Here is a 19229-nt window from a genome sequence, read left to right on the forward strand (position 1 = left end):
CGGCCGCCGCGCTGCTGGAAGATTTCGCCCGACAGTGCCGAAATGGGCACGTGGCTGAAATGGGAACGGGATCTTGAGCCAGGAAACGACGCAGGTAGGCGACAATGTCGCCTCGGCTTACGAAGAACTTAAGGAGATCGGCGCCGCGCCGCTGTGGCGTTTTTACGGCAACCTGTTCCGCAAGGAGCCGCTGAGCCAGGCGGTGCCATATCACTGGAGCTACGAGCGTTTCCGCCGCAGCATCGAGTTCTTCACTGGAGTGATGTCGCTCGAAGAGGCAGAACGCCGGGTGCTGATGATGGTCAATCCCGGCCTGCAGGATCCCCCGGCCACGCTGACGACCCTGTTCGCCGGCTTGCAGACGATCATGCCGGGCGAGACTGCGCGGCCGCACCGGCACACCTCCAACGCGTTTCGCTTCATCATCGACGGGACGGGCGCGACGACGACGGTCAATGGCGAGGTGGTGGAGATGCGCCCGGGCGACCTGCTGCTGACGCCCGGCTGGCACTGGCACGATCATGTCCACGCCGGTGACGGGCCGATGTACTGGCTGGACGGTCTGGATTATCCGCTCGTGAATCTGCTGGAAGGCAGCTTCGCGGAAAATCTCGACGCCCCTCGACAGGAGCAGACCGTGCCCACCGGGTTGTCATCGCGCATGTTCACGCATGGCCGCCTCAATCCTGCGTTCCTGACCCCCGCGGGACAGAGTTCTCCGATCGGGAATTATTCATGGGAGCAGACTCAGGCGACCTTCGACGCGATCGGCGACGACTTGGAAGGATCGCGGTCCGACGGAATCATCCTGGATTATGTCAACCCGTGGACAGGCGGACCGGTAATGCCCACTATCGGCTGCCGGATAGCGCGGCTGCGCGATGGCTTTGTCGGACAGGCCCGGCGCACCAGCAGCAACATGATTTTCCACGTTGTCGAGGGCAGCGGCACCACGCAGGTCGGCGATCACAGTTTCACCTGGCAGCGCGGCGATACGATCGCTGTGCCGCTGTGGACCTGGTATCGCCATATGGTCGCCGCAGGCAGCCATGCGACCCTGTTTTCTTATACTGACGAGCCGGTGCGCCGTTCGCTGGGCTTCTTCCGCGAAGAGACGCGGGAGGACTGAGCCGTCATTCCAATTCGAGGAGTCCGCGCGACTGGAGGCGGCTGAGTTCGGCGTTCAGTGCTTCGCGAAAATAGGCGCGAAATTCCTCGTTTTCCGCATGGGGCTGAGCAAAACGCGGCGTGACGAGGCTGAGACGGCGCACGATATTGGGGGCTACGATCGGACGTATCAGCGCGGGACCGTTATAGTGAACGAGCGACAGGTACGGCTGAACCGTAGCCCCGGCCCCGGCCTCGACGAGTTTGAGCGATAGGTCGACCGAGTTGATTTCGTGCACCACCGACAGGTCGATCGAGTTGTAGCGCGCGGCGCTTTCGACCAGCCGTCGCCCGACATAGGGAAGCGTGTAAAGGATCAGCCCTAGTTCGGCCAGCTCGGCAAGCCGAATCGGTTCGAACGATGGCCCCAGTTCGGCCGGAACGACCGCGCAAAGATGTTCCTGCAACAGCCCTTCCGACACCATCGTCGACGCTTCCACCGGCGACGCTGTCACGGCCATGTCGAGCAGGCTGTCGGCGAGCTGGCGGACGGCCACGCTGCTGGCCTGTTCCGAAACCTGAAGATGGATCTTGGGGTGGCGCGCACTCCAGTCCGACACGAAGCGATCGTGAAGCAGGGCACACAGACTGCGGGGCAGACCAAGGCGGATCGTGCGCACAGGTTCTTCGTGAAACCCGCGAACGTCGCTGCGCGCGGTGTCCACCGCAGCAAGAATTCCGCGTGCATGGTCGAGCAATCGAAGCCCGGCGTCGGTCGGTTTGATGCCGCGCGAATGGCGCACCACCAGAGCCTTGCCGAATTCATACTCCAGGCTTTGCAAATTATGGCTGAGTGCCGACTGCGCGACGTTCAGAGCGCGTGAAGCGGCCGTGAAACCACCATTGTCGATCACGCCGACAAAATAGACGAGCTGGCGAATGTCGACCATCTTGATGCGATCCCTGAAGCAGCGAAAGGGCGATCGGGACGCTCAATCTATACTGCGCGCCATCCAATCTTCAATCAAGATTGCAATTTATCGCATTTGCGAAGGTATTGCAATTTTCGCATAGTTGTCTCTCCATAAAACGGCAGATTTCCCTTAATTTATCACCAACCCTTGCAGTTGCGAGATTATGCTTGGGCGGGAGCTGCCATCTGAAAATCAGCTGGCTGGCATCTTGAAGCTGCGTTGGACACCAATGGTGATCGACGCCTAACGAGACACCGCACACATTTTCCGGTCGCTTGACCCCCCATTCTACCGGCTCACCGTTCCTACAGGAGGACGCCCTGATGTCTTTTAGCCTTGAGCAGAAGCTCGCCCAGTTCGATAGCCCGATCCAGATGCTCCGCGATTCCGAGCACAAGCTGTTCCGGCACGCGTACACGCGCGAATATTCCAATTGGCGCGATGAACAGGCCGCCTCACGCAAGACGGCGCTGATTCTCGATCAGTCGAACCACATGAACGAAACCTATTTTCGCGGCGGCGCAGACCTGGTTCGCCTGCTGTCGGACACTTGCATCAACAGCTTCAAGGGCTGGGGCCGTAACAAGGCGAAGCAGAATATGGTCTGCGCGCCCGACGGCAATCTGGTTGCCACCGCGGTGCTGTTCGGCCTCGAAGAGGACGAAGTCAGCGTTGTGGGCCCGATCGCCTGCGCCAACTGGATGAAGTACCAGGCCGAGATCGGCAACTACGATGTCGAGGTCACGACCGACGTCCGCACCGCCGAACGCGGCTATGCGACCGGCGGCCGCAACACCTACCGCTACGAGATCGAAGGCCCGGCAGCCTGGGCCATCCTGGAAAAGGCGATTGGCGGGCCGTTGCCAGAAGTCCGCTTCTTCGGCATGACCGAATTCACCATCGACGGCTGCCTGGTCCGCGCATTGAAGCACACGATGGCCGGCAAGGTCGGTTCCGACGTTCACGGCCTGGAAATGTGGGGCCCGGCTTCGGAAGGCAAGAAGGTCATGGATGCGCTGGTCAAGGCCGGCGAAGAGTTCGGGATGATCAAGGGCGGTGCACTGACTTATTACAGCACCGCGATTGAATCGGGTTACCTGTCGCAGCCAGTTCCCGCGATCTACACCGGCGACGACATGAAACCGTATCGTGAATGGCTCTCGGGCGACGATTACGAAGCCAAGTTCTCGGTCGGCGGCAGCTTCGCTTCCGACGACGTAAAGGATTATTACCGCAATCCGTTCGACATGGGTTACGGCCACATCTTGAAGTTCGATCATGATTTCATCGGCCGCGAAGCGCTGGAGAAGATCAAGGACCAGCCGCACAAGAAGAAGGTGTGGCTAAAGTGGAACGACGACGATGTCATGAACATCATTCGCAGCAGCCTGTTCGATGAGGCGGGCACCGGCGCCAAGTTCCTCGATTATCCGCTGTCGCGCTATGCTCGCGTTCAGATGGATTCGGTCCACGACGGCAAGAACTTCGTCGGCACGTCGGCGACGGCGGGCTACACCCGCAACGTGGGTGCCTTCTCGTCGCTGGCAATGATCGATCCCGAAAGCGCAGTCGACGGCAAGGAAGTCGTGATCACCTGGGGTGAAGAGAACGGCGGCACCCGCAAGCTGGGCGTCGAACGGCACGTCCAGACCGAGATCCGCGCCACCGTTAGCACCACGATGCTGGTCTGATCCGCTCACCACCGATCCAAGGGAGAAGACGCATGGCGCTGAACGCCATTGATCTCACCGTGGATCGCAGTCCCATTGATCTGCTGAGCGGCTATTCGCTCGAGATTACGGCCAAGGATGGCGAGGCGCTGCGATCAGCGGCGCCCCGCATCCCGCCCGGGACCTCGATCTCGGTCACCGCGCTGCCCGACGAAGATGTAGCCGACCGGCTCGCCGCGATTCGGCTCGTGCGTGAACTCGGGTTCGAGCCGATCCCGCACATTTCGGCGACGGCGGTCACATCGGCCGAAGCACTGGACGATTATCTGGCCGCAGTGACGGGTCAGGCCGGGGTGAGGCGCTGCTTCGTCATCGCGGGCGACCTGGCGACGCCCCGTGGGCCTTATTGCGACAGCAGCGCGCTGATCGCCAGTGGCGCGCTAGAGCGGCATGGCATTCGCGCTGTGGGAGTCGGCGGCCATCCCGATGGCCATCCGCACATGACGCCTGAAGAGTGCTGGAGCGTGCTCGCCGCCAAGTGCGCGGCGATCTCCGAACGCGGAATGACACCCTTTGTGGTCACTCAGTTCGCATTCGACGGGGTGCATATTGCGGAATGGTTGGGTGACTTGCGGCGGCGCGGCATCACGGCCGAAGTGCGGCTGGGCATCCCTGGACCCGCCGGGATCAAGACGCTGCTGCGCTTTGCCGCCCGGTGCGGGGTGGGCGCTTCGGCTTCGGTTCTCGCCCGCTACGGCATCTCACTCGGCAAGCTGCTCGGCTCGGCTGGCCCCGACAAACTGGTCGACCTACTGCGGTCGCGGCTTGATGCCTCGCATCAGCCGGTAGGGCTTCATTTCTATCCGTTCGGCGGCATGGAAAAAACCATTGCCTGGATTACGGACTACAAGGACCGGACATGACCGTTACAGCGCCCGATATCATCTACGTTCTTCGCGTGCGTTGCCCCGACCGGATCGGGCTGGTCTCTACCGTCGCTGGCTTTCTCGCCGATCGCGGCTGCAACATCGTCGATGCCCAGCAGTTCGACGATCACCTGAGCGACACATTCTTCATGCGCGTGGCATTCCGCCCGCCCGGCGGCGATACGCTGGCAGCGATTCGTTCGGATTTCGCCCCGCTGGCCGACGCAGCGGCCATGGACTGGTCTATCGGCGACCCGGCGACCCTTCCTAAGGTCGTATTGATGGTCTCGAAATGGGATCACTGCCTCGGCGATCTGCTTTACCGCCAGCGTATCGGCGAATTGCCGATGGATGTTGTCGCGATTATCTCGAACCACCCGCGCGAGGCGCTGCACACTGGTTTGATCGGCGACATCCCCTTCCATCACCTGCCGATCACCAAAGATACCAAGCCGCAGCAGGAAGCGCAGATCAAGGTGCTGATCGATCAGGCCGGGGCCGAGTTGGTCGTGCTGGCGCGCTACATGCAAATCCTATCGGACGATCTCGCAGGGTTCCTTTCAGGCCGGTGTATCAACATCCACCACTCGTTCCTGCCTGGCTTCAAGGGCGCCAAGCCCTATCACCAAGCGCATGAGCGCGGGGTGAAGATGATCGGCGCGACCGCGCACTACGTCACTGCAGATCTCGACGAAGGTCCAATCATTCACCAGGACGTCGAGGCAGTCACGCACTCCGACACGCCCGAGGAACTCGTCCGCAAGGGCCGAGACATCGAGCGGCGCGTGCTGGCCGAGGCGGTTCGCTTGCACCTCGAAGACCGTGTCTTCCTGAATGGCGCGCGGACCGTCGTGTTCCGGAGTTGAAATCGCCGTGCACATCATAAACGGCCGCGCGAAAGCGGCGCAGATCGAAGAGGTGACACATACGCGCGTGGAGGCTCTGAAACTGCGCGGTGTGGAACCGGCACTGGCGGTCATTCTGGCCGGGGACGATCCGGCCAGCCAGGTGTACGTGCGCCGCAAGATCGCAAGCTGCGCCCGCACTGGCATTCGATCGATTGAATACCGCCTGGCCGCCAGTGCCGGCGAGGAAGAGGTGCTCGACCTGGTCGACCGGCTCAATCGCGATGGCGCGATTCACGGCATCCTGGTGCAGCTACCGCTGCCACCCGTGATCAGTGCCAACCGGGTCATGGATGCGATCCGGCCGGACAAGGACGTCGACGGATTTCACCCCGTCAACGTCGGCAGGCTTTCGACGGGCGGGCGGGGGCTGGTGCCCTGCACGCCGCTTGGCATCATGAAGCTACTCGATGGCCTGATCACCGACTATCGCGGGCTCGACGCCGTGGTCATCGGCAAATCGAATATCGTGGGTAAACCAGTGGCGATGCTGTTGCTGGAGCGGGAAGCGACCGTCACGATCACCCATATCGAAACGCGCGACCTGCCGGCTATCGTGCGTCGCGCGGACATCGTGGTGGCTGCCGCGGGTGCGCCCGGGCTGGTTAGGGGCGACTGGGTCAAACCCGGCGCGGTCGTGATCGACGTCGGCATCACGCGGGTTGATGCCTCGGATGGGCGGACGCGCCTGATCGGCGACTGCCGGATCGACGAGATGGATCATGCGCGTGCCGTCACGCCCGTTCCCGGCGGGGTCGGTCCGATGACCATAGCCTGCCTGCTTGCCAATACGCTGACCGCGGCGGAGCGCGCCGCCGATGGTTGAAGTGATCAGTGTTCTGTCCACCGTCGTGAGGGTTCGCAACCTGTCGATCCTGGCGGACGTCGGTATCAATATCGACGAGATCGGTCGCAGGCAGCCGCTGGTCCTGGATATCGAGGCGACCCTGCGCGACGTCGCTCCATCGAAGCTCGACGAGACGATCGATTATCGCCGCATCGTTGCCGCGGCGCAGGGGCTGTGCGACGAGCATATCCCGCTAATCGAAGACTTTGCCATTCGGCTCGGCCATATCTGTCTCGGATGGCCGCAGGTTCGGTCGCTTGTCATAGCGATCGACAAGCCTTTCGCGGTTGATCGGGCGCTGGCCGGGGTGAGGATTGCGATGGCCCGCGACAGGGCCACGGCGCACCAGGGAGAGACAATATGAGTGGAAGCTGGCGGATTGACGACGTGACGATCCACAAGATCGTCGAAATCGAAAGTGCCTATACCACGATCGACCGGTTTTTCCCCGAGATCAATCCCGATTTGCTTGCCGAACACCTCGATTGGTTCAGGAACGACGGCTATGTCGAGGGTACAGGCCAGCTGTTCCTTAGCTACCATAGCTTCATCGTCGAAACGCCGCACCACACGATCTTGATCGACAGCTGCATCGGAAATGGCAAGTCATGTCCGGTTCGCGATACGTGGCATAACAAGTCCGATACCCGCTGGCTCGACGAATTCGCGGCGACCGGCCTGAAGTTTGAGGACATCGACTATGTCCTGTGCAGCCACCTCCATGTCGATCACGTGGGGTGGAACACCCGTATGCAGGATGGCAATTGGGTACCGACATTTCCCAATGCACGATACCTGATGGTGGATCAGGAATATGACTACGCCAGCCGCTGGGCGCGCGAACACCCCGAAGACACGGCGATGGCCGCACTGTTCCAGGCGGTGTTCGACGAGAGCATCCAGCCCGTCGTCGACGCGGGTCGCGCTGATTTCGTTTCCGCCACCCACGTGCTCGACCCATATGTGCGATTCCTGCCCACGCCGGGCCACACCCCGGCGCATGTGGCGATCTGCGTGGGACGCGATGCCGATAGCGCGGTGTTCACCGGTGATCTGATCCATTCCCCGATCCAGACTCGCCTGCCGGACCTCAAGGTGCGGCTAGACGACGATCCCGAACAGGCGTTGCAATCGCGCCGCGCTTTTTTCGAACGCTTCGCCGACACCGGGACGCTGGTGTTCACCATGCATTTCCCGGCCCCGTCGGTGGGCTATCTGCGACGCGATGGGGGCGCCTACGTGCTCGACTACCGGGATCCTGACGGCGCATGATTTGCCCAGTCTCGAGCCGGGGATTTGCCGGGCCAAGCATTTGTCGTCTGCCAAACATTCTGTCTTTGTATTGGTTCGGCCTGCCACCCGAGAATAGACGACAATCAACACGGTTCGCGGCGGTTGCGCACTTTCCTGCTGCTGGATGGTAAAGAAAATAGAAAAGTTAGGGAGGGAATTATGAAGGCGTTTCTTAAGGTAAGCGTTGCTGTTTCCGGTCTGTTGACTGCCACGACAGCGTACGCGCAGGATGTCCCCGCGACGACCACTGCGACCGATTCGGCCACCAACACCGACGACGTCGGCCTCGGCGCGATCGTCGTGACCGCCCAGAAGCGTGCGGAAAATCTTCAGGACGTTCCTATCGCGGTGATCGCAGAGACGGGCGAGCAGCTCGTCAATATCGGCGTTACCAACACGATGCAGCTGAACACGCTTGCCCCGGGCCTCAACATCCGTTCCACGGTCGGCGCGTTCCAGCCCTATATTCGCGGCATCGGTACGTCGTCGAGTATTGTCGAAAACCCCGTCGCGCTCTACGTCGACGGCGTTTATTATCCGCAACAGCGCGAGGGTCTGGTCGAATTTAACGATGTGGACCAGATTTCCATCCTCAAGGGCCCGCAAGGCACCTTGTTCGGCCGAAACGCCACGGCGGGCGTGATTCAAATCAATACCAAGGGCCCGCGGTTCGACTTCGGCGGCAGCGCCAACGTTTCCTACGCGAATTACGATACGCTTCACGAAGACGCCTTCGTCACCGGGCCGATTTCCGACAAGGTGGCATTCAGCCTTGCTGGCTCAAATACCAACCAGGGCCGTGGCTGGGGCAAAAATGGTCTCGGTCAGGACACCAACAAGCTCGACCACCAGTGGAGCGTGCGGGCCAAGCTGCTGATCGAACCGACGTCCACCAGCAGCATCCTATTCAGCGCCGACTATATGAGCCGTTTCGCCCATTCGTTCAGTTATCAGCCTTTCCCCGGCACGGAATTCTTCTACACGGGCAAGGTTGCGACCAACGGCCAGATCATCACGCGCCCACCGACCTCGAACCCCTATGATACGGCTGCGCCGTATGACAGCACCATGGGCACCAAAGGTGGTGGCCTGTCGATGACGTTCACCACCGAACTGCCGTTCGCCAAGCTTGTATCGATCACCGCCTATCGTGAAAGCAAGGGTTCGTACGACTTTGACGGCGCGGGCGTTGCACCGGTTCTGCAGTTGACGATCGCCCCCGATCAGCCTTCGAAGATGATCAGCGAGGAGATACAGCTCCTCTCGACGAGCGATGGTCCGCTGACCTGGGCTGCCGGTCTCTACTACATGTATTACGACGATGCCGTTGATGGGACGCTTCGCTATCGCTTGGGCGTTCCCAATCCGGCCGGTGGTTTTTATATCACGCCGACCTCCAACTATTCGGTCGGCCGGCAGGTGGTGAATTCGGTGGCGCCGTTTGCGCAAGCCGATTTCGAAATCACGCCCGGCACCACGCTGACGCTCGGCGCGCGATACAATTATGAAACTCGCCGGTTCACCGGCAGCTTCAATCCTGCCGCCGATTTCGACAACCCGGTTGCCGGACCGAACATCGTTCCTCAGGAACTGACCGCGAAGAAGCCGACGTTCCGGGTTGCCCTGAATCAGGAAATAAGTCCTGGCGTGTCGGTCTATGCCTCGTTCAACACCGGGTTCAAGAGCGGTGGTTTCAACATCATCGCGCCCAGCGGCGTGGCCAGTGCGATCGCTAACAATCAGCCGACCTTCTTCCAGCCGGAAAATCTCAAGGCATATGAACTCGGCTTCAAGTCGGAACTGTTCAACCACCGAGTACGCCTGAACGCCGCCGGGTTCTATTACGATTATAAGAATATCCAGGTCATCCAGCTAACGCCGGCGGGCCAGATCATTCTCAATGGTGCCGGGGCACGGATCTACGGTCTCGATGCCGACATGGAGGCCAGCGTTGCGGAAGGGCTGCGCATCAAGGCCGGCATCGCCTTGCTCGACGCCAAGTTCACCGACTTCCCGAACGCGCCGACCAACCTGAATTTCAGCCAGAACAACGCGCAGTTGGCCTCTCTCGCATATTGCAATGCCAACCCGGCGGTCTGCAATGCCAAGGGCAACCGCCTGCCCCTGTCGCAGAAGATTTCGGGCAACCTGTCCGTCGATTACGACACGCCGGTCAGTTTCGGTGACCTGCACTTCAACATCACCGCCAACTACAATGGGGATTACTTCTTCGAGCCGGACAACAAGCTGCGTCAGCCTGCTTACACGCTGCTGAATTCGTCGATCAAATGGACGTCCTCGAACGAGACCTACAGCCTGCAGCTTTGGGGTCGCAACCTGCTCGACAAGAAGGTCGTGACTTACACCACCAGCCAGACCAACTACGGCTATACTACCGTGTCGAGCCAGGCTCCCATGACTTACGGTGTGACCGCCGGCGTGAAGTTCTAATTAGTATGCCGACGCCCTTCTTCCCTGCGGGCGTCGGTACTTTTTCTGATGCCGGCCCAACAAGGATGTCGAGATGAACGAACTTGAAGGCCGTACTGCGGTTTTGACCGGAGCGGGCAAAACCACCGGGATCGCCTTCGCCGCAGCTCAGGCTTTCGGACGGGCCGGTGCGAAGATCGTGCTGGCCGATGTGATCGACGCTGGCGAATCGATAGCCGCATTAACCGACCAAGGGATCGAGGCCATATCGGTTGAATGCGATGTGTCGACGGCGGACGGCGCCGCGCATCTCAAGCAGAGGGTAGAGGCCCGGTTCGGCGGCTGCGACATTCTGGTCCATGCGGCCACGCTTTTCCTTATCGCGCCGATCGAGGAAATTACCCCGCAGGACTGGCACCGGGTGGTGGGAGTCAATCTCGACGCCATGTATTACCTGACACATGCCTTCGTCGGCGGCATGAAGGAACGGGGCTGGGGGCGGATCATTCCGATCTCGTCGAACAGCTACTATGTCGGTTCAGGCAACCGGGTTCACTACGTGTCGTCCAAAGCGGCGCTGATCGGCTTTACGCGCGGCCTTGCCCGTGAGGTCGGACGCTCCGGCATCACGGTCAACGCGATCGTTCCCGGCGTGGTCGACACCGTCCGTGACCAGGATCCCAACGCACCGCGCGACATTCGCTTCGTCGGTCGCGACGTTTACGAAATCGTGCGCGAACAGCAGTGCATCGACATGACCCTGCGGCCCGATCACTTCATCGGTCCGTTCATGTTCCTGGCGACCGACGCCTCGGCGGCGATGACCGGCCAGGCCATGCTGATCGATGGAGGCTGGTCGCACATCGGTTAGCGATAGCCAAAAATTGCGCTCATCGCCGCCGATCATGGCTTTGTCTGGCGGCCAAGCGTACTTTGTTCTGGTTGTGTGGCATCGTCGTCCGCTACGCACGGTGACGAGCGGGTCCATTGCTCCGGTGCCGCGGCAGAGCGGCCAGCGGGCATGAGATCGGCAGCAATCAGGCTCATAGCAGCTTTGGGAGAGAATGCATGTCCGGCCGCTTCGGCAAACTCAAGACATTGATCGACGGAGAGCTCGTCGAAAGCGCTTCGGGTCAGTGGCTGGAATCGGTCGACCCGGCGACCGAACAGGTGATCGGCTATGTCCCGCTGTGCGACCGCGCCGATGCTGAGCGCGCGATCGCGGCCGCGCAAGCCGCCGCGCCGGCCTGGCGAGACCTCGGGGTCGCGGGGCGAGCGGCCAAGCTGCGCGAACTAGCGGCGCGCCTGCTGGAGCGTTCGCAGGAACTGCTGGATATCGAAGTGGCTGACACCGGCAGTACGGTCGGCAAGATGCGCGGCGATGTCGGACATACGATCGGCTCGCTCGAACAATATGCCGGTCTGGGGTTGGAGATGAAGGGGGAAACGATCCCCGCCAGCGTGAACCACCTTCATATGACCGTGCGCCAGCCCTTCGGCGTGGTGGGACGGATCGTGCCGTTCAACCATCCCCTCTACTTCTCGCTCGGCGGCAGCGCCGCGCCTCTGATGGCGGGCAATACTCTGGTGGTGAAGCCGCCAGAACAGAGCCCGCTGTCTTCAGCGATCATGTCCGAAATCTGCCGTGACGTGCTACCGAAAGGCGTGATGAACGTCCTCAATGGCGTCGGCGCGGGAATCGGCGATGCGATCGTGCGCCATCCAGGGGTGCGCCGTATCGCCTTTATCGGATCAGTCCCGACAGGTCTCGCCATTCAGCGCGCTGCGGCGGAGAGTGCCGTCAAGCATCTGACGCTGGAACTCGGCGGCAAAAACCCGATGATCGTCTTCCCCGATGTGGACGTCGATCAGGCCGTTACGGCTGCGTTCCAGGGCATGAACTTCGCCTGGTCGGGCCAGTCTTGCGGGTCGACCAGCCGCCTGCTGGTGCATGATTCGATTTACGACGACGTGGTCCAGCGGCTTGCTGCGCGTATCGACGCGGTGAAGCTTGGCATGCCGGCCGATCCTTCCTCGGAAATGGGGCCTATTAATTCCAAGGCTCACTACGAACGCGTGCTGCGCTACATCGAATACGGCAAGGAAGACGGCGCCACCCTGATGGCTGGGGGGGTGCGCCCCGATGGAGATGACTTCGCGCGCGGTTATTGGGTGCGTCCCACCCTTTTCGGCAATGTGACGCCGGACATGCGGATCGCTAAGGAAGAAATTTTCGGACCTGTCCTGTCTGCTCTGCGCTGGAGCAACATCGACGAGGCCCTGCGCATCGCCAACGGCACCGAATATGGTTTGACCGCGTCGATCTGGACCAACGATCTGAAGACCGCATTGCGTACCGCTCAGAAGGTCGAGTCCGGCTATATCTGGGTCAATGGCGCATCTTCGCATCATCGCGGCACCCCCTTCGGCGGGCTGAAAAACAGCGGGATCGGGCGCGATGAAGGTCTGGAGGAGCTGCTCAGCTATACTGAGCAAAAGGCGATCCACATCGCGTTGTAGAAACGGCGGCAAGCGACCCATCGAGGCCGTGTCGCCGCTTAGGGAATGAGGATGAAAATGGCTTCGTGGATGGTCGGTGTCGACACCGGCGGGACTTTTACCGATCTGGTCGCATTTGAACGCGAGAGCGGGGAGACGCGCTTGGTCAAGGTGCCGTCCTACCCGCCCGATCCGTCGCAGGCGGTCATGAACGCGCTGGGACAGTTGGCGGAAGGCGGGGTAAATCCTACTCAGATCGACTTCTTCGCGCATGGTACCACCGTGGGCACCAACGCCGTGCTCGAACACGACGGTGCGGTTACGGGTCTGCTGATCACGCGCGGTTTTCGCGCCACGTATGAGGCGCAAGGGTGGATCCAGCCGTCGGGCGACGATCTTGTCAATCCGCTCTATCGCAAACCGCCCATGCTGGTGCCGCAATACCTGACCGAGGAAGTGTCCGGCCGGCTCGATTATCGCGGTGAGGAGATAGAGCCGCTCGACGAGGCCGTTGTTCGCACGGCGGTCCACCGTCTCGTGCAGCGCGGGGTGGAATCGATTGCGATCTGCTTGCTGTTCTCGTACCTCAACGACGCGCACGAACGGCGCGTCGCCGCGATTGTCGCCGAAGAAGCGCCGCAAGTGCGGATTTCGCTGTCGGTCGATATCCTGCCGGTGATTCGGGAATATCCGCGCCTGTCGACGACCGCGATCGACGCCTATGTCGGGCCCAAGGTAGAAGGTTATCTTCACCGTCTGGACAAGGCGCTCGACGATTTCGGCGTCGTGACCCCTCAGAAGTTCCTGATGCAGTCGAACGGCGGTTTGATGCGGATCACGATCGCCGCGCGTCATCCCAATCAGACGCTGCTGTCCGGGCCGTCGGCGGGGGTGATCGCTGCGACCGAAACCGCGCGCAGTTCGGCCTGCAGCCATGTGCTGACATTCGACATGGGCGGCACCAGCGCGGACATCGGCGTGATCGTCGATGGCCGCATCCTGGAAAGCAGCGAGAACCGCATCGCCGAACATGATATTGCGACCCCGATGCTGGAGATTCGAACGCTGGGCGCCGGCGGCGGCACGATCGCGTTCATCGGCAAGGATGGCCTGCTCAAGGTTGGGCCGGAAAGTTCCGGTTCGTTGCCCGGACCGGTCTGCTACGGTCGCGGCGGCGAACAGCCGACAGTGACCGATGCGAACCTTCTGCTTGGGTCGCTCAGCACCGGTTCGAAGCTGGCCGGGAAGATGACGCTCGACCGTGCCGCCGCCGAAGCCGCGATGACAGGGCGAATCGGCGACAAACTCCACCTCACGGCGCTCGAAACCGCGATCGGGATCATCCGCATCGTCAACAACCAGATGGCAGTCGATCTGCGGATCGCGCTGCGCGAACAGGGCCAGGATGCGCGCCGCTTCACGCTGATGCCGTTCGGGGGCGCGGGTCCGCTGCACGCCTGTTATCTGGCGCGTGCGGTCGGCATTTCGCGCGTGCTGGTGCCGCTCCACCCCGGCATCAATTGCGCGACCGGCTTGCTGCAGACGGTTGTGCGCCATTCGTACATGCGTTCCGCACTCGGCACGTTGGGACAATATCCGGCAGAACAGATGAACGCGCTTTTCGCCGACCTGGAAGAACAGGCCTATCGCGAGGCGGCCGACGAAGGCTTCGCGCGTGATACGGTCGAAGTGCGGCGGCAGATCGACCTACGCTACCCGCACCAGGGTTATGCGCTGGGGGTCGACTGCCCCGCGGGCGATATCGTTGATGGGGATCGGCACACGATCCGCGGCGATTTCGACGAACTGCACCGCCGCATCTACGGCCAGTCGGCCGACGAGGACCCGGAGATCGTGGCTTTCCGCGTCACCTCGGCGATAGCGGTGCCGACGCTCGTTTCCCCGCCGGTCGAACGGACCGATGGCAACGTCGCTCGGGCGCTGACGGGCGAGCGGCCGCTCTACGACGTCGACTTGGATCGCGAATTCACCGCCCGGATTTATGATCGGGCCAAGCTGCGCGCGGGCGACGTCATCGAAGGCCCGGCTATCATCGATCAGTACGATTCCACCACTGTCCTCCTCGCCGATTTCGTGGCTATGGTCGCCGACGATGGGGTTCTAGCGATCGAACGGAGGCAAGCGGCATGAGCATTGATCCCATCACCACCGAAGTGATCGCCAGCCGCCTCACCGAGATTGCCGGATCTATGGATTACGCCCTTTATCACAGCGGCTATTCCCCGATTCTGCGTGAATCGAAGGACGGCACCGCCGGACTGACGGATGCCTCCGGCCGCATCGTAATGCTCAGCGGCGGGCTGCTCTATCATGCCCTTGCCTATGAACAGGCGGTGCGGGAGGTGCTGCGTCGTTATCCCGGTCCGGCGATGAAGCCGGGCGACAGCTTCATTGCCAACGACCCCTATCTGGCCGGCAACGCCCACGCGCCTGACATGGTCGCGGTTTCGCCCGCCTTTAGCGATGCGGGCGAACTGCTCGGCTTCGGGGTCAGCATCGCGCACAAGGCGGATATCGGCGGCATCGTGCCGGGTTCGTCCGGAGCTGCGGCGCGCGAAATCTATCACGACGGGCTGCTGCTGCCTGCGGTCCGGTTCCAGAGCACCGAGGGAGTCGATGGCGCGATCGAGGCGATCGTGCGTAACAACTCGCGCGCACCCGACATGGTGCTGGGCGATATCCGCGCACAGGTCGGCTGCACCCGCCTGGGGGCCGAGCGGCTGACCGAACTGGCCGCCGAATATGGGACCGCGACATTGGCCAGCGCGATCGATGGGCTGATCGCGGTGACAGCGCAGCGCCTTCGCAACGAACTGGCGCAATGGCCCGACGCATCAGGCGAGGCGGAAGGCTTCCTGGATCACGACGGGGCCGACCCCGATCGCCGCCTGCGCATCCATGTGCGCGCTGAAAAGCGCGGCGATGTCATGCACTTCGATTTCTCGCAGACCGATCCGCAGGCCGCTGGCCCGGTCAATCTGGTCGAGACAATCACCCGTGCCGCATCGCTGCTCGCGCTTGTCGCCACCGCGGATCCGGCCATCCGCGTGAACGCGGGGGTCGCCGAGGCGGTGCGCTTCACATTGCCGGAAGGTCTGGTAGTGAGCCCGCAGCGGCCCGCCACGGTCAATCATTATTATCCCACCGCGCATCTGGTCTACTGCTGCGTCCTTGCCGCGCTCGGCCGTCTCAATCCGGACCGTGCGATCGCTCCCTCGGGGCTGGGCACCGGGGCGGTTTCGATCGGCTTCCAAAAGACGCGGACCGGCAAGCCGGCGGTGCTCTACGAACTGCTGGTGACATCGCTGGGCGGATCGACGCGTCAGGACGGCGCCTCGATCGTCGCACCGATGAGCCACTTCACGCCGTCCACACCGGTCGAGATCGTCGAGGGCGAATACCCCGTGCGTATCCGCAGCTTCGACATCCTGACCGATTCGGCCGGGGCAGGGCGGCATCGGGGCGGCACCGGTTACGTGCGCGAGTACGAAGTGCTCGACGACTGCACGCTCACCGTCCGTTCGTCCAATCATCGCAACCCGGCCTGGGGCGTGCTGGGCGGGCAGAGCCCGTCCCCCACGCGCGTGATCCTCAACCCCGATTCCGCTGCACCCGAAGTGCTCGGCGCGATCGTCACCCGTTCGCTGCGCAAGGGCGACGTACTGCGTTGCGAACAGAGCGGCGGAGGCGGTTTTGGCGAACCGCGCGAGCGAGCGGACGAGGATGTCCGGCGCGACGTGCGCGACGGGTATATCAGTGTCGAGGCAGCCCGTTCGATCTACGGGCGCGAAACCGAGACCGCATAATAATTCAACGACCGCGATCCGGCCCACGCGCCCGGTCGCCGCAATTTAGGACGACGATATGGGCAAGCATTTCGACCTCACCGACAGGGTGATCATCATCACTGGCGGCGGCAAGGGTATCGGTCGAGTCTACGCCGAGGAAATGGCTTCGCTGGGTGCGAAGGTTGTCACCGCCGACATCGACGGCGAGAGCGCCGAAGCCGTCGCTGCCGCGATCCGCCAGTCGGGGGGGCAGGCATTGGGTGTGCGTGTGGACATCGCCGATGCGGATTCGTGCGACGCGATGGCGGCAGCCACGCTCGATGCGTTCGGTACGATCACCGGCCTGGTCAACAATGCTGCGCTCATGAGCACGCTGCCCCGCCGATCGTGGTTCGAGATCCCGGTCGAAGAATGGGATAAGGTGATGGACGTCAATCTGCGCGGTCTGTTTCAGTGCTGCCGCGCCGTGTACCCGACCATGCGCGACGCCAACTACGGCAAGATCGTCAATATCTCCTCCAGCCGGATCTGGGATGGCAGTCCCAACCGATTGCACTATACGACCTCGAAAGCGGGTGTGTTCGGGTTCACCCGCGCCCTGGCCAGCGAGGTCGGGAGCGACAACATCACCGTCAATGCGGTGACGCCGGGCTTCACGCTCAGCGACACGCAGATCCAGAATTCGGATCCCCAATATCTCGCTACGCGCAAGTTCGACGACCAGCTGATCAAGCGCGCGCAGGTGCCCGACGATCTCGTCGGCGCGGTGATGTTCTTCATGTCGGGTTCGAGCGATTTTATCTCCGGCCAGACGCTCAACATCGACGGCGGCCGTACGATGCATTGATGCGCGGGGGAGCGTGATGGACAAACCTGCACACCGGCGGATCGGAATCGTCGGTCTGGGCGCGATCGGATCGCCGGTCGCGTGCCATCTGGCGGCGTCAGGACACGATGTGACCGGCTATGACCGCGACCCTGCGCGTGCCGCCATGCTGGCGGCGGACGGCGTTTCGGCGGCCGACGGCCTCGCGGGGCTGGCTGGGTCGGACATCGTCTTGGTGCTGGTGGCAACCCCCGCACAGCTGGGGAGGGTGATCGGCGAGATCGCCATGTGGCCGGATACTGGAATGCCGGCATATGTCGTGGTGTCGAGTTCGGTGGCGCCCGCCGACATGCAGGCGGCGGCGCGCGCGCTGGCCGGGCGTCCCGTGCGGATCGTCGACGCACCGGTCAGCGGTGGGGTCGTCGCTGCTCGTTCGGGCAAGCTGACCTTTCTTGTCGGTGGCGAAACGCAGGACGTATCCGCTCTGACCCCGCTGTTCATGCCTCTTGCCCGGGCGGTTCATCACTGCGGCCCGCTGGGTTCGGGACAAGCGGTCAAATCGATCAACAACCTTATCGCGGTGACGAACCTGTTCATCAGCGCGGAAGCCTTTGCGCTTGCGCTCGACGCGGGTCTCGACCTTGGTCAGATCAGGCCCGCGCTGGAGGCGGGATCGGCGCGAAATTTTCTGACCGATCCGACAAGCGATCCGGCGGCGGTGTTCGCCGTCTGGTCTGACGATCCTGAAGATTTCCATGCGGTGAATGCCATCAACAGCAAGGACTTCGCACTCGCAATCGATCTTGCCGCGCCAGGCAGCACCTTGCCCACCGTGGCGGCGATGCGCGGCGTTATCGCGCAGGCTGGCGACGAGACGCTTGCAAACTGGCGGCGGGCGGCCGCCAGTTTCAAGAAAGAAAAGCTATGACGATTCCCACATATTCGCTGCCCCGCGCGGGTCGTCGAGCATCGTGTACGCATCGCGAAATTCCGGGTCGCGGGTGACGCTTTGAAGCCCCTCGTAGAGGACCGTCGAGAGATAGATTTCGGGGTCGGAGAGGGACTCGGTGGCGCGGCGCATCATATACAGCGTGCGTTCGATCTGGGGTTCGACGATCAGGCGCACGCTCAGCGAACCATCGCGATGTTCAACCGCCACGCCGCCATAGGGTGCGATGGCACCCGCACGTCCGCTGCGGGCGATTTCCCGTGCCGCCTGCATCGAGCCGATCTCGTAGGTGCCAATCACGGGCATATCAATCCGGCTCGCCGCTTCTTCGATCTTGGGCCGGATCGAGTTCTGATCATCCGGCACCGCCAGCGGACGGTCGAGCACTTCGGCCAACGTGATGGGTTCGTCGCCTTCGCCCGGAGCGGTCAGGTAATAAAGCCGTTCCCGCATCACCGCGACCGACTGCAGACCGGGCGCCTCGGCAGACCCGAAACCAAGGCCGATGTCGATCCGTCCGCTGTTGACCCATTCGCCGAGCGAGTGGCTCGTGCCCTCTACGATCTTGACGCGTATATTGCCGTCGAGAGTCGCCTCTACGATGGGGCGTGCGAGGATCGCGGTGAGACTGGGGGTCAGACCAATCGTGACGGAAGGCACATCGGCGTTGCCCTGAAGTTCGCGCACCTTCTGATGGATCTTGTCGGTCTGCTCGAAAATACTGCGCGCCCAGTTCAGCACCACCTCGCCCGAAGGCGTCAACTTGACACCCCGCGATGTTCGGATCAGCAGCTGCGCGCCGAATTCATATTCGAGGCTGCGCATCTGCAGGCCGAGCGCGGGCTGGGCGATGTTCAGCTCGCTGGCGGCGCGGGTGATCGAACCCAGTTCGCCGACCCGCACAAAACTGCGCAGAAGCTTGAACCGCAAACTGTCACCTCTCACGATCCAACTCCTTGTCGGCCTAGCCATCACTTCCGTCGAACGCGGGAAG

The 19229-nt window shown here is 62.2% G+C and carries 16 protein-coding genes; 14 read left to right on the top strand and 2 right to left on the bottom strand.

The genetic code is table 11. From position 1 onward, the window contains the following. The first annotated feature begins 73 nt into the window (after nt 1-73). Nucleotides 74-1129, top strand: coding sequence for a cupin domain-containing protein (locus tag H5V43_RS17535; protein WP_025546791.1), 1056 nt, complete (start codon nt 74-76; stop codon nt 1127-1129). A gap of 4 nt (nt 1130-1133) precedes the next feature. Here the strand turns inward: H5V43_RS17535 and H5V43_RS17540 are convergent, their stop codons facing one another. Beyond that, complete coding sequence (locus H5V43_RS17540; protein ID WP_025546793.1) at nt 1134-2057, bottom strand: LysR family transcriptional regulator; 924 nt, start codon at nt 2055-2057, stop codon at nt 1134-1136. A gap of 347 nt (nt 2058-2404) precedes the next feature. Between H5V43_RS17540 and H5V43_RS17545 the strand changes: the two genes are divergently transcribed. From H5V43_RS17545 to H5V43_RS17605, 13 genes are all read left to right on the top strand, one after another. Continuing rightward, nucleotides 2405-3772, top strand: coding sequence for an aminomethyltransferase family protein (locus tag H5V43_RS17545; protein ID WP_037481318.1), 1368 nt, complete (start codon nt 2405-2407; stop codon nt 3770-3772). A 32-nt stretch (nt 3773-3804) separates the two neighbouring features. Continuing rightward, on the top strand, nt 3805-4674 hold the full coding sequence (locus H5V43_RS17550) for a methylenetetrahydrofolate reductase (protein WP_025546796.1): 870 nt from the start codon (nt 3805-3807) through the stop codon (nt 4672-4674). Then, nucleotides 4671-5543, top strand: coding sequence for a formyltetrahydrofolate deformylase (purU, locus tag H5V43_RS17555; protein ID WP_025546798.1), 873 nt, complete (start codon nt 4671-4673; stop codon nt 5541-5543). Before H5V43_RS17550 ends, purU begins: the two co-directional genes overlap by 4 nt. Further along, nucleotides 5512-6408, top strand: a complete 897-nt coding sequence (locus H5V43_RS17560; RefSeq protein WP_052816628.1) for a bifunctional 5,10-methylenetetrahydrofolate dehydrogenase/5,10-methenyltetrahydrofolate cyclohydrolase — start codon at nt 5512-5514, stop codon at nt 6406-6408. Before purU ends, H5V43_RS17560 begins: the two co-directional genes overlap by 32 nt. Then, a complete protein-coding gene (locus H5V43_RS17565) occupies nt 6401-6793 on the top strand; it encodes a dihydroneopterin aldolase (RefSeq protein WP_025546801.1) in 393 nt (130 codons plus the stop codon). Before H5V43_RS17560 ends, H5V43_RS17565 begins: the two co-directional genes overlap by 8 nt. Then, a complete protein-coding gene (locus H5V43_RS17570) occupies nt 6790-7701 on the top strand; it encodes an MBL fold metallo-hydrolase (RefSeq protein ID WP_025546803.1) in 912 nt (303 codons plus the stop codon). Before H5V43_RS17565 ends, H5V43_RS17570 begins: the two co-directional genes overlap by 4 nt. A gap of 180 nt (nt 7702-7881) precedes the next feature. Continuing rightward, nucleotides 7882-10173, top strand: coding sequence for a TonB-dependent receptor (locus H5V43_RS17575; protein WP_025546805.1), 2292 nt, complete (start codon nt 7882-7884; stop codon nt 10171-10173). A gap of 73 nt (nt 10174-10246) precedes the next feature. Beyond that, a complete protein-coding gene (locus H5V43_RS17580; protein WP_025546807.1) occupies nt 10247-11023 on the top strand; it encodes an SDR family NAD(P)-dependent oxidoreductase in 777 nt (258 codons plus the stop codon). A 197-nt stretch (nt 11024-11220) separates the two neighbouring features. Continuing rightward, a complete protein-coding gene (locus H5V43_RS17585; RefSeq protein ID WP_025546809.1) occupies nt 11221-12672 on the top strand; it encodes an aldehyde dehydrogenase family protein in 1452 nt (483 codons plus the stop codon). Nucleotides 12673-12723: 51 nt separating this feature from the next. Continuing rightward, nucleotides 12724-14802, top strand: a complete 2079-nt coding sequence (locus H5V43_RS17590; protein WP_162195968.1) for a hydantoinase/oxoprolinase family protein — start codon at nt 12724-12726, stop codon at nt 14800-14802. Then, nucleotides 14799-16478 (top strand): hydantoinase B/oxoprolinase family protein, encoded by a 1680-nt coding sequence (locus tag H5V43_RS17595; protein ID WP_025546813.1) that lies wholly within the window; start codon nt 14799-14801, stop codon nt 16476-16478. The genes H5V43_RS17590 and H5V43_RS17595 overlap by 4 nt, the downstream gene beginning before the upstream one ends. A 58-nt stretch (nt 16479-16536) precedes the next feature. Continuing rightward, complete coding sequence (locus tag H5V43_RS17600) at nt 16537-17307, top strand: SDR family NAD(P)-dependent oxidoreductase (protein ID WP_193666867.1); 771 nt, start codon at nt 16537-16539, stop codon at nt 17305-17307. 16 nt (nt 17308-17323) lie between these two features. Beyond that, nucleotides 17324-18214: an NAD(P)-dependent oxidoreductase gene (locus H5V43_RS17605; RefSeq protein ID WP_025546815.1), complete on the top strand. Its 891-nt coding sequence runs from the start codon at nt 17324-17326 to the stop codon at nt 18212-18214. Here the strand turns inward: H5V43_RS17605 and H5V43_RS17610 are convergent. Continuing rightward, complete coding sequence (locus H5V43_RS17610) at nt 18209-19180, bottom strand: LysR family transcriptional regulator (RefSeq protein WP_162195969.1); 972 nt, start codon at nt 19178-19180, stop codon at nt 18209-18211. The genes H5V43_RS17605 and H5V43_RS17610 overlap by 6 nt on opposite strands. Nucleotides 19181-19229 lie beyond the last annotated feature (49 nt).

This window comes from Sphingobium fuliginis (genome assembly GCF_015074805.1).
In the GTDB taxonomy this organism is placed as follows: Bacteria; Pseudomonadota; Alphaproteobacteria; order Sphingomonadales; family Sphingomonadaceae; genus Sphingobium; species Sphingobium fuliginis.

Coding starts and splice junctions, on each gene's coding strand:
- H5V43_RS17565 (WP_025546801.1), top strand. CDS start 6,401: ATGGTTGAAGTGATCAGTGTTCTGTCCACCGTCGTGAGGGTTCGCAAC.
- H5V43_RS17560 (WP_052816628.1), top strand. CDS start 5,512: ATGGCGCGCGGACCGTCGTGTTCCGGAGTTGAAATCGCCGTGCACATC.
- H5V43_RS17585 (WP_025546809.1), top strand. CDS start 11,221: ATGTCCGGCCGCTTCGGCAAACTCAAGACATTGATCGACGGAGAGCTC.
- H5V43_RS17570 (WP_025546803.1), top strand. CDS start 6,790: ATGAGTGGAAGCTGGCGGATTGACGACGTGACGATCCACAAGATCGTC.
- H5V43_RS17545 (WP_037481318.1), top strand. CDS start 2,405: ATGTCTTTTAGCCTTGAGCAGAAGCTCGCCCAGTTCGATAGCCCGATC.
- purU (WP_025546798.1), top strand. CDS start 4,671: ATGACCGTTACAGCGCCCGATATCATCTACGTTCTTCGCGTGCGTTGC.
- H5V43_RS17540 (WP_025546793.1), bottom strand. CDS start 2,057: ATGGTCGACATTCGCCAGCTCGTCTATTTTGTCGGCGTGATCGACAAT.
- H5V43_RS17595 (WP_025546813.1), top strand. CDS start 14,799: ATGAGCATTGATCCCATCACCACCGAAGTGATCGCCAGCCGCCTCACC.
- H5V43_RS17580 (WP_025546807.1), top strand. CDS start 10,247: ATGAACGAACTTGAAGGCCGTACTGCGGTTTTGACCGGAGCGGGCAAA.
- H5V43_RS17605 (WP_025546815.1), top strand. CDS start 17,324: ATGGACAAACCTGCACACCGGCGGATCGGAATCGTCGGTCTGGGCGCG.
- H5V43_RS17600 (WP_193666867.1), top strand. CDS start 16,537: ATGGGCAAGCATTTCGACCTCACCGACAGGGTGATCATCATCACTGGC.
- H5V43_RS17550 (WP_025546796.1), top strand. CDS start 3,805: ATGGCGCTGAACGCCATTGATCTCACCGTGGATCGCAGTCCCATTGAT.
- H5V43_RS17575 (WP_025546805.1), top strand. CDS start 7,882: ATGAAGGCGTTTCTTAAGGTAAGCGTTGCTGTTTCCGGTCTGTTGACT.
- H5V43_RS17590 (WP_162195968.1), top strand. CDS start 12,724: ATGAAAATGGCTTCGTGGATGGTCGGTGTCGACACCGGCGGGACTTTT.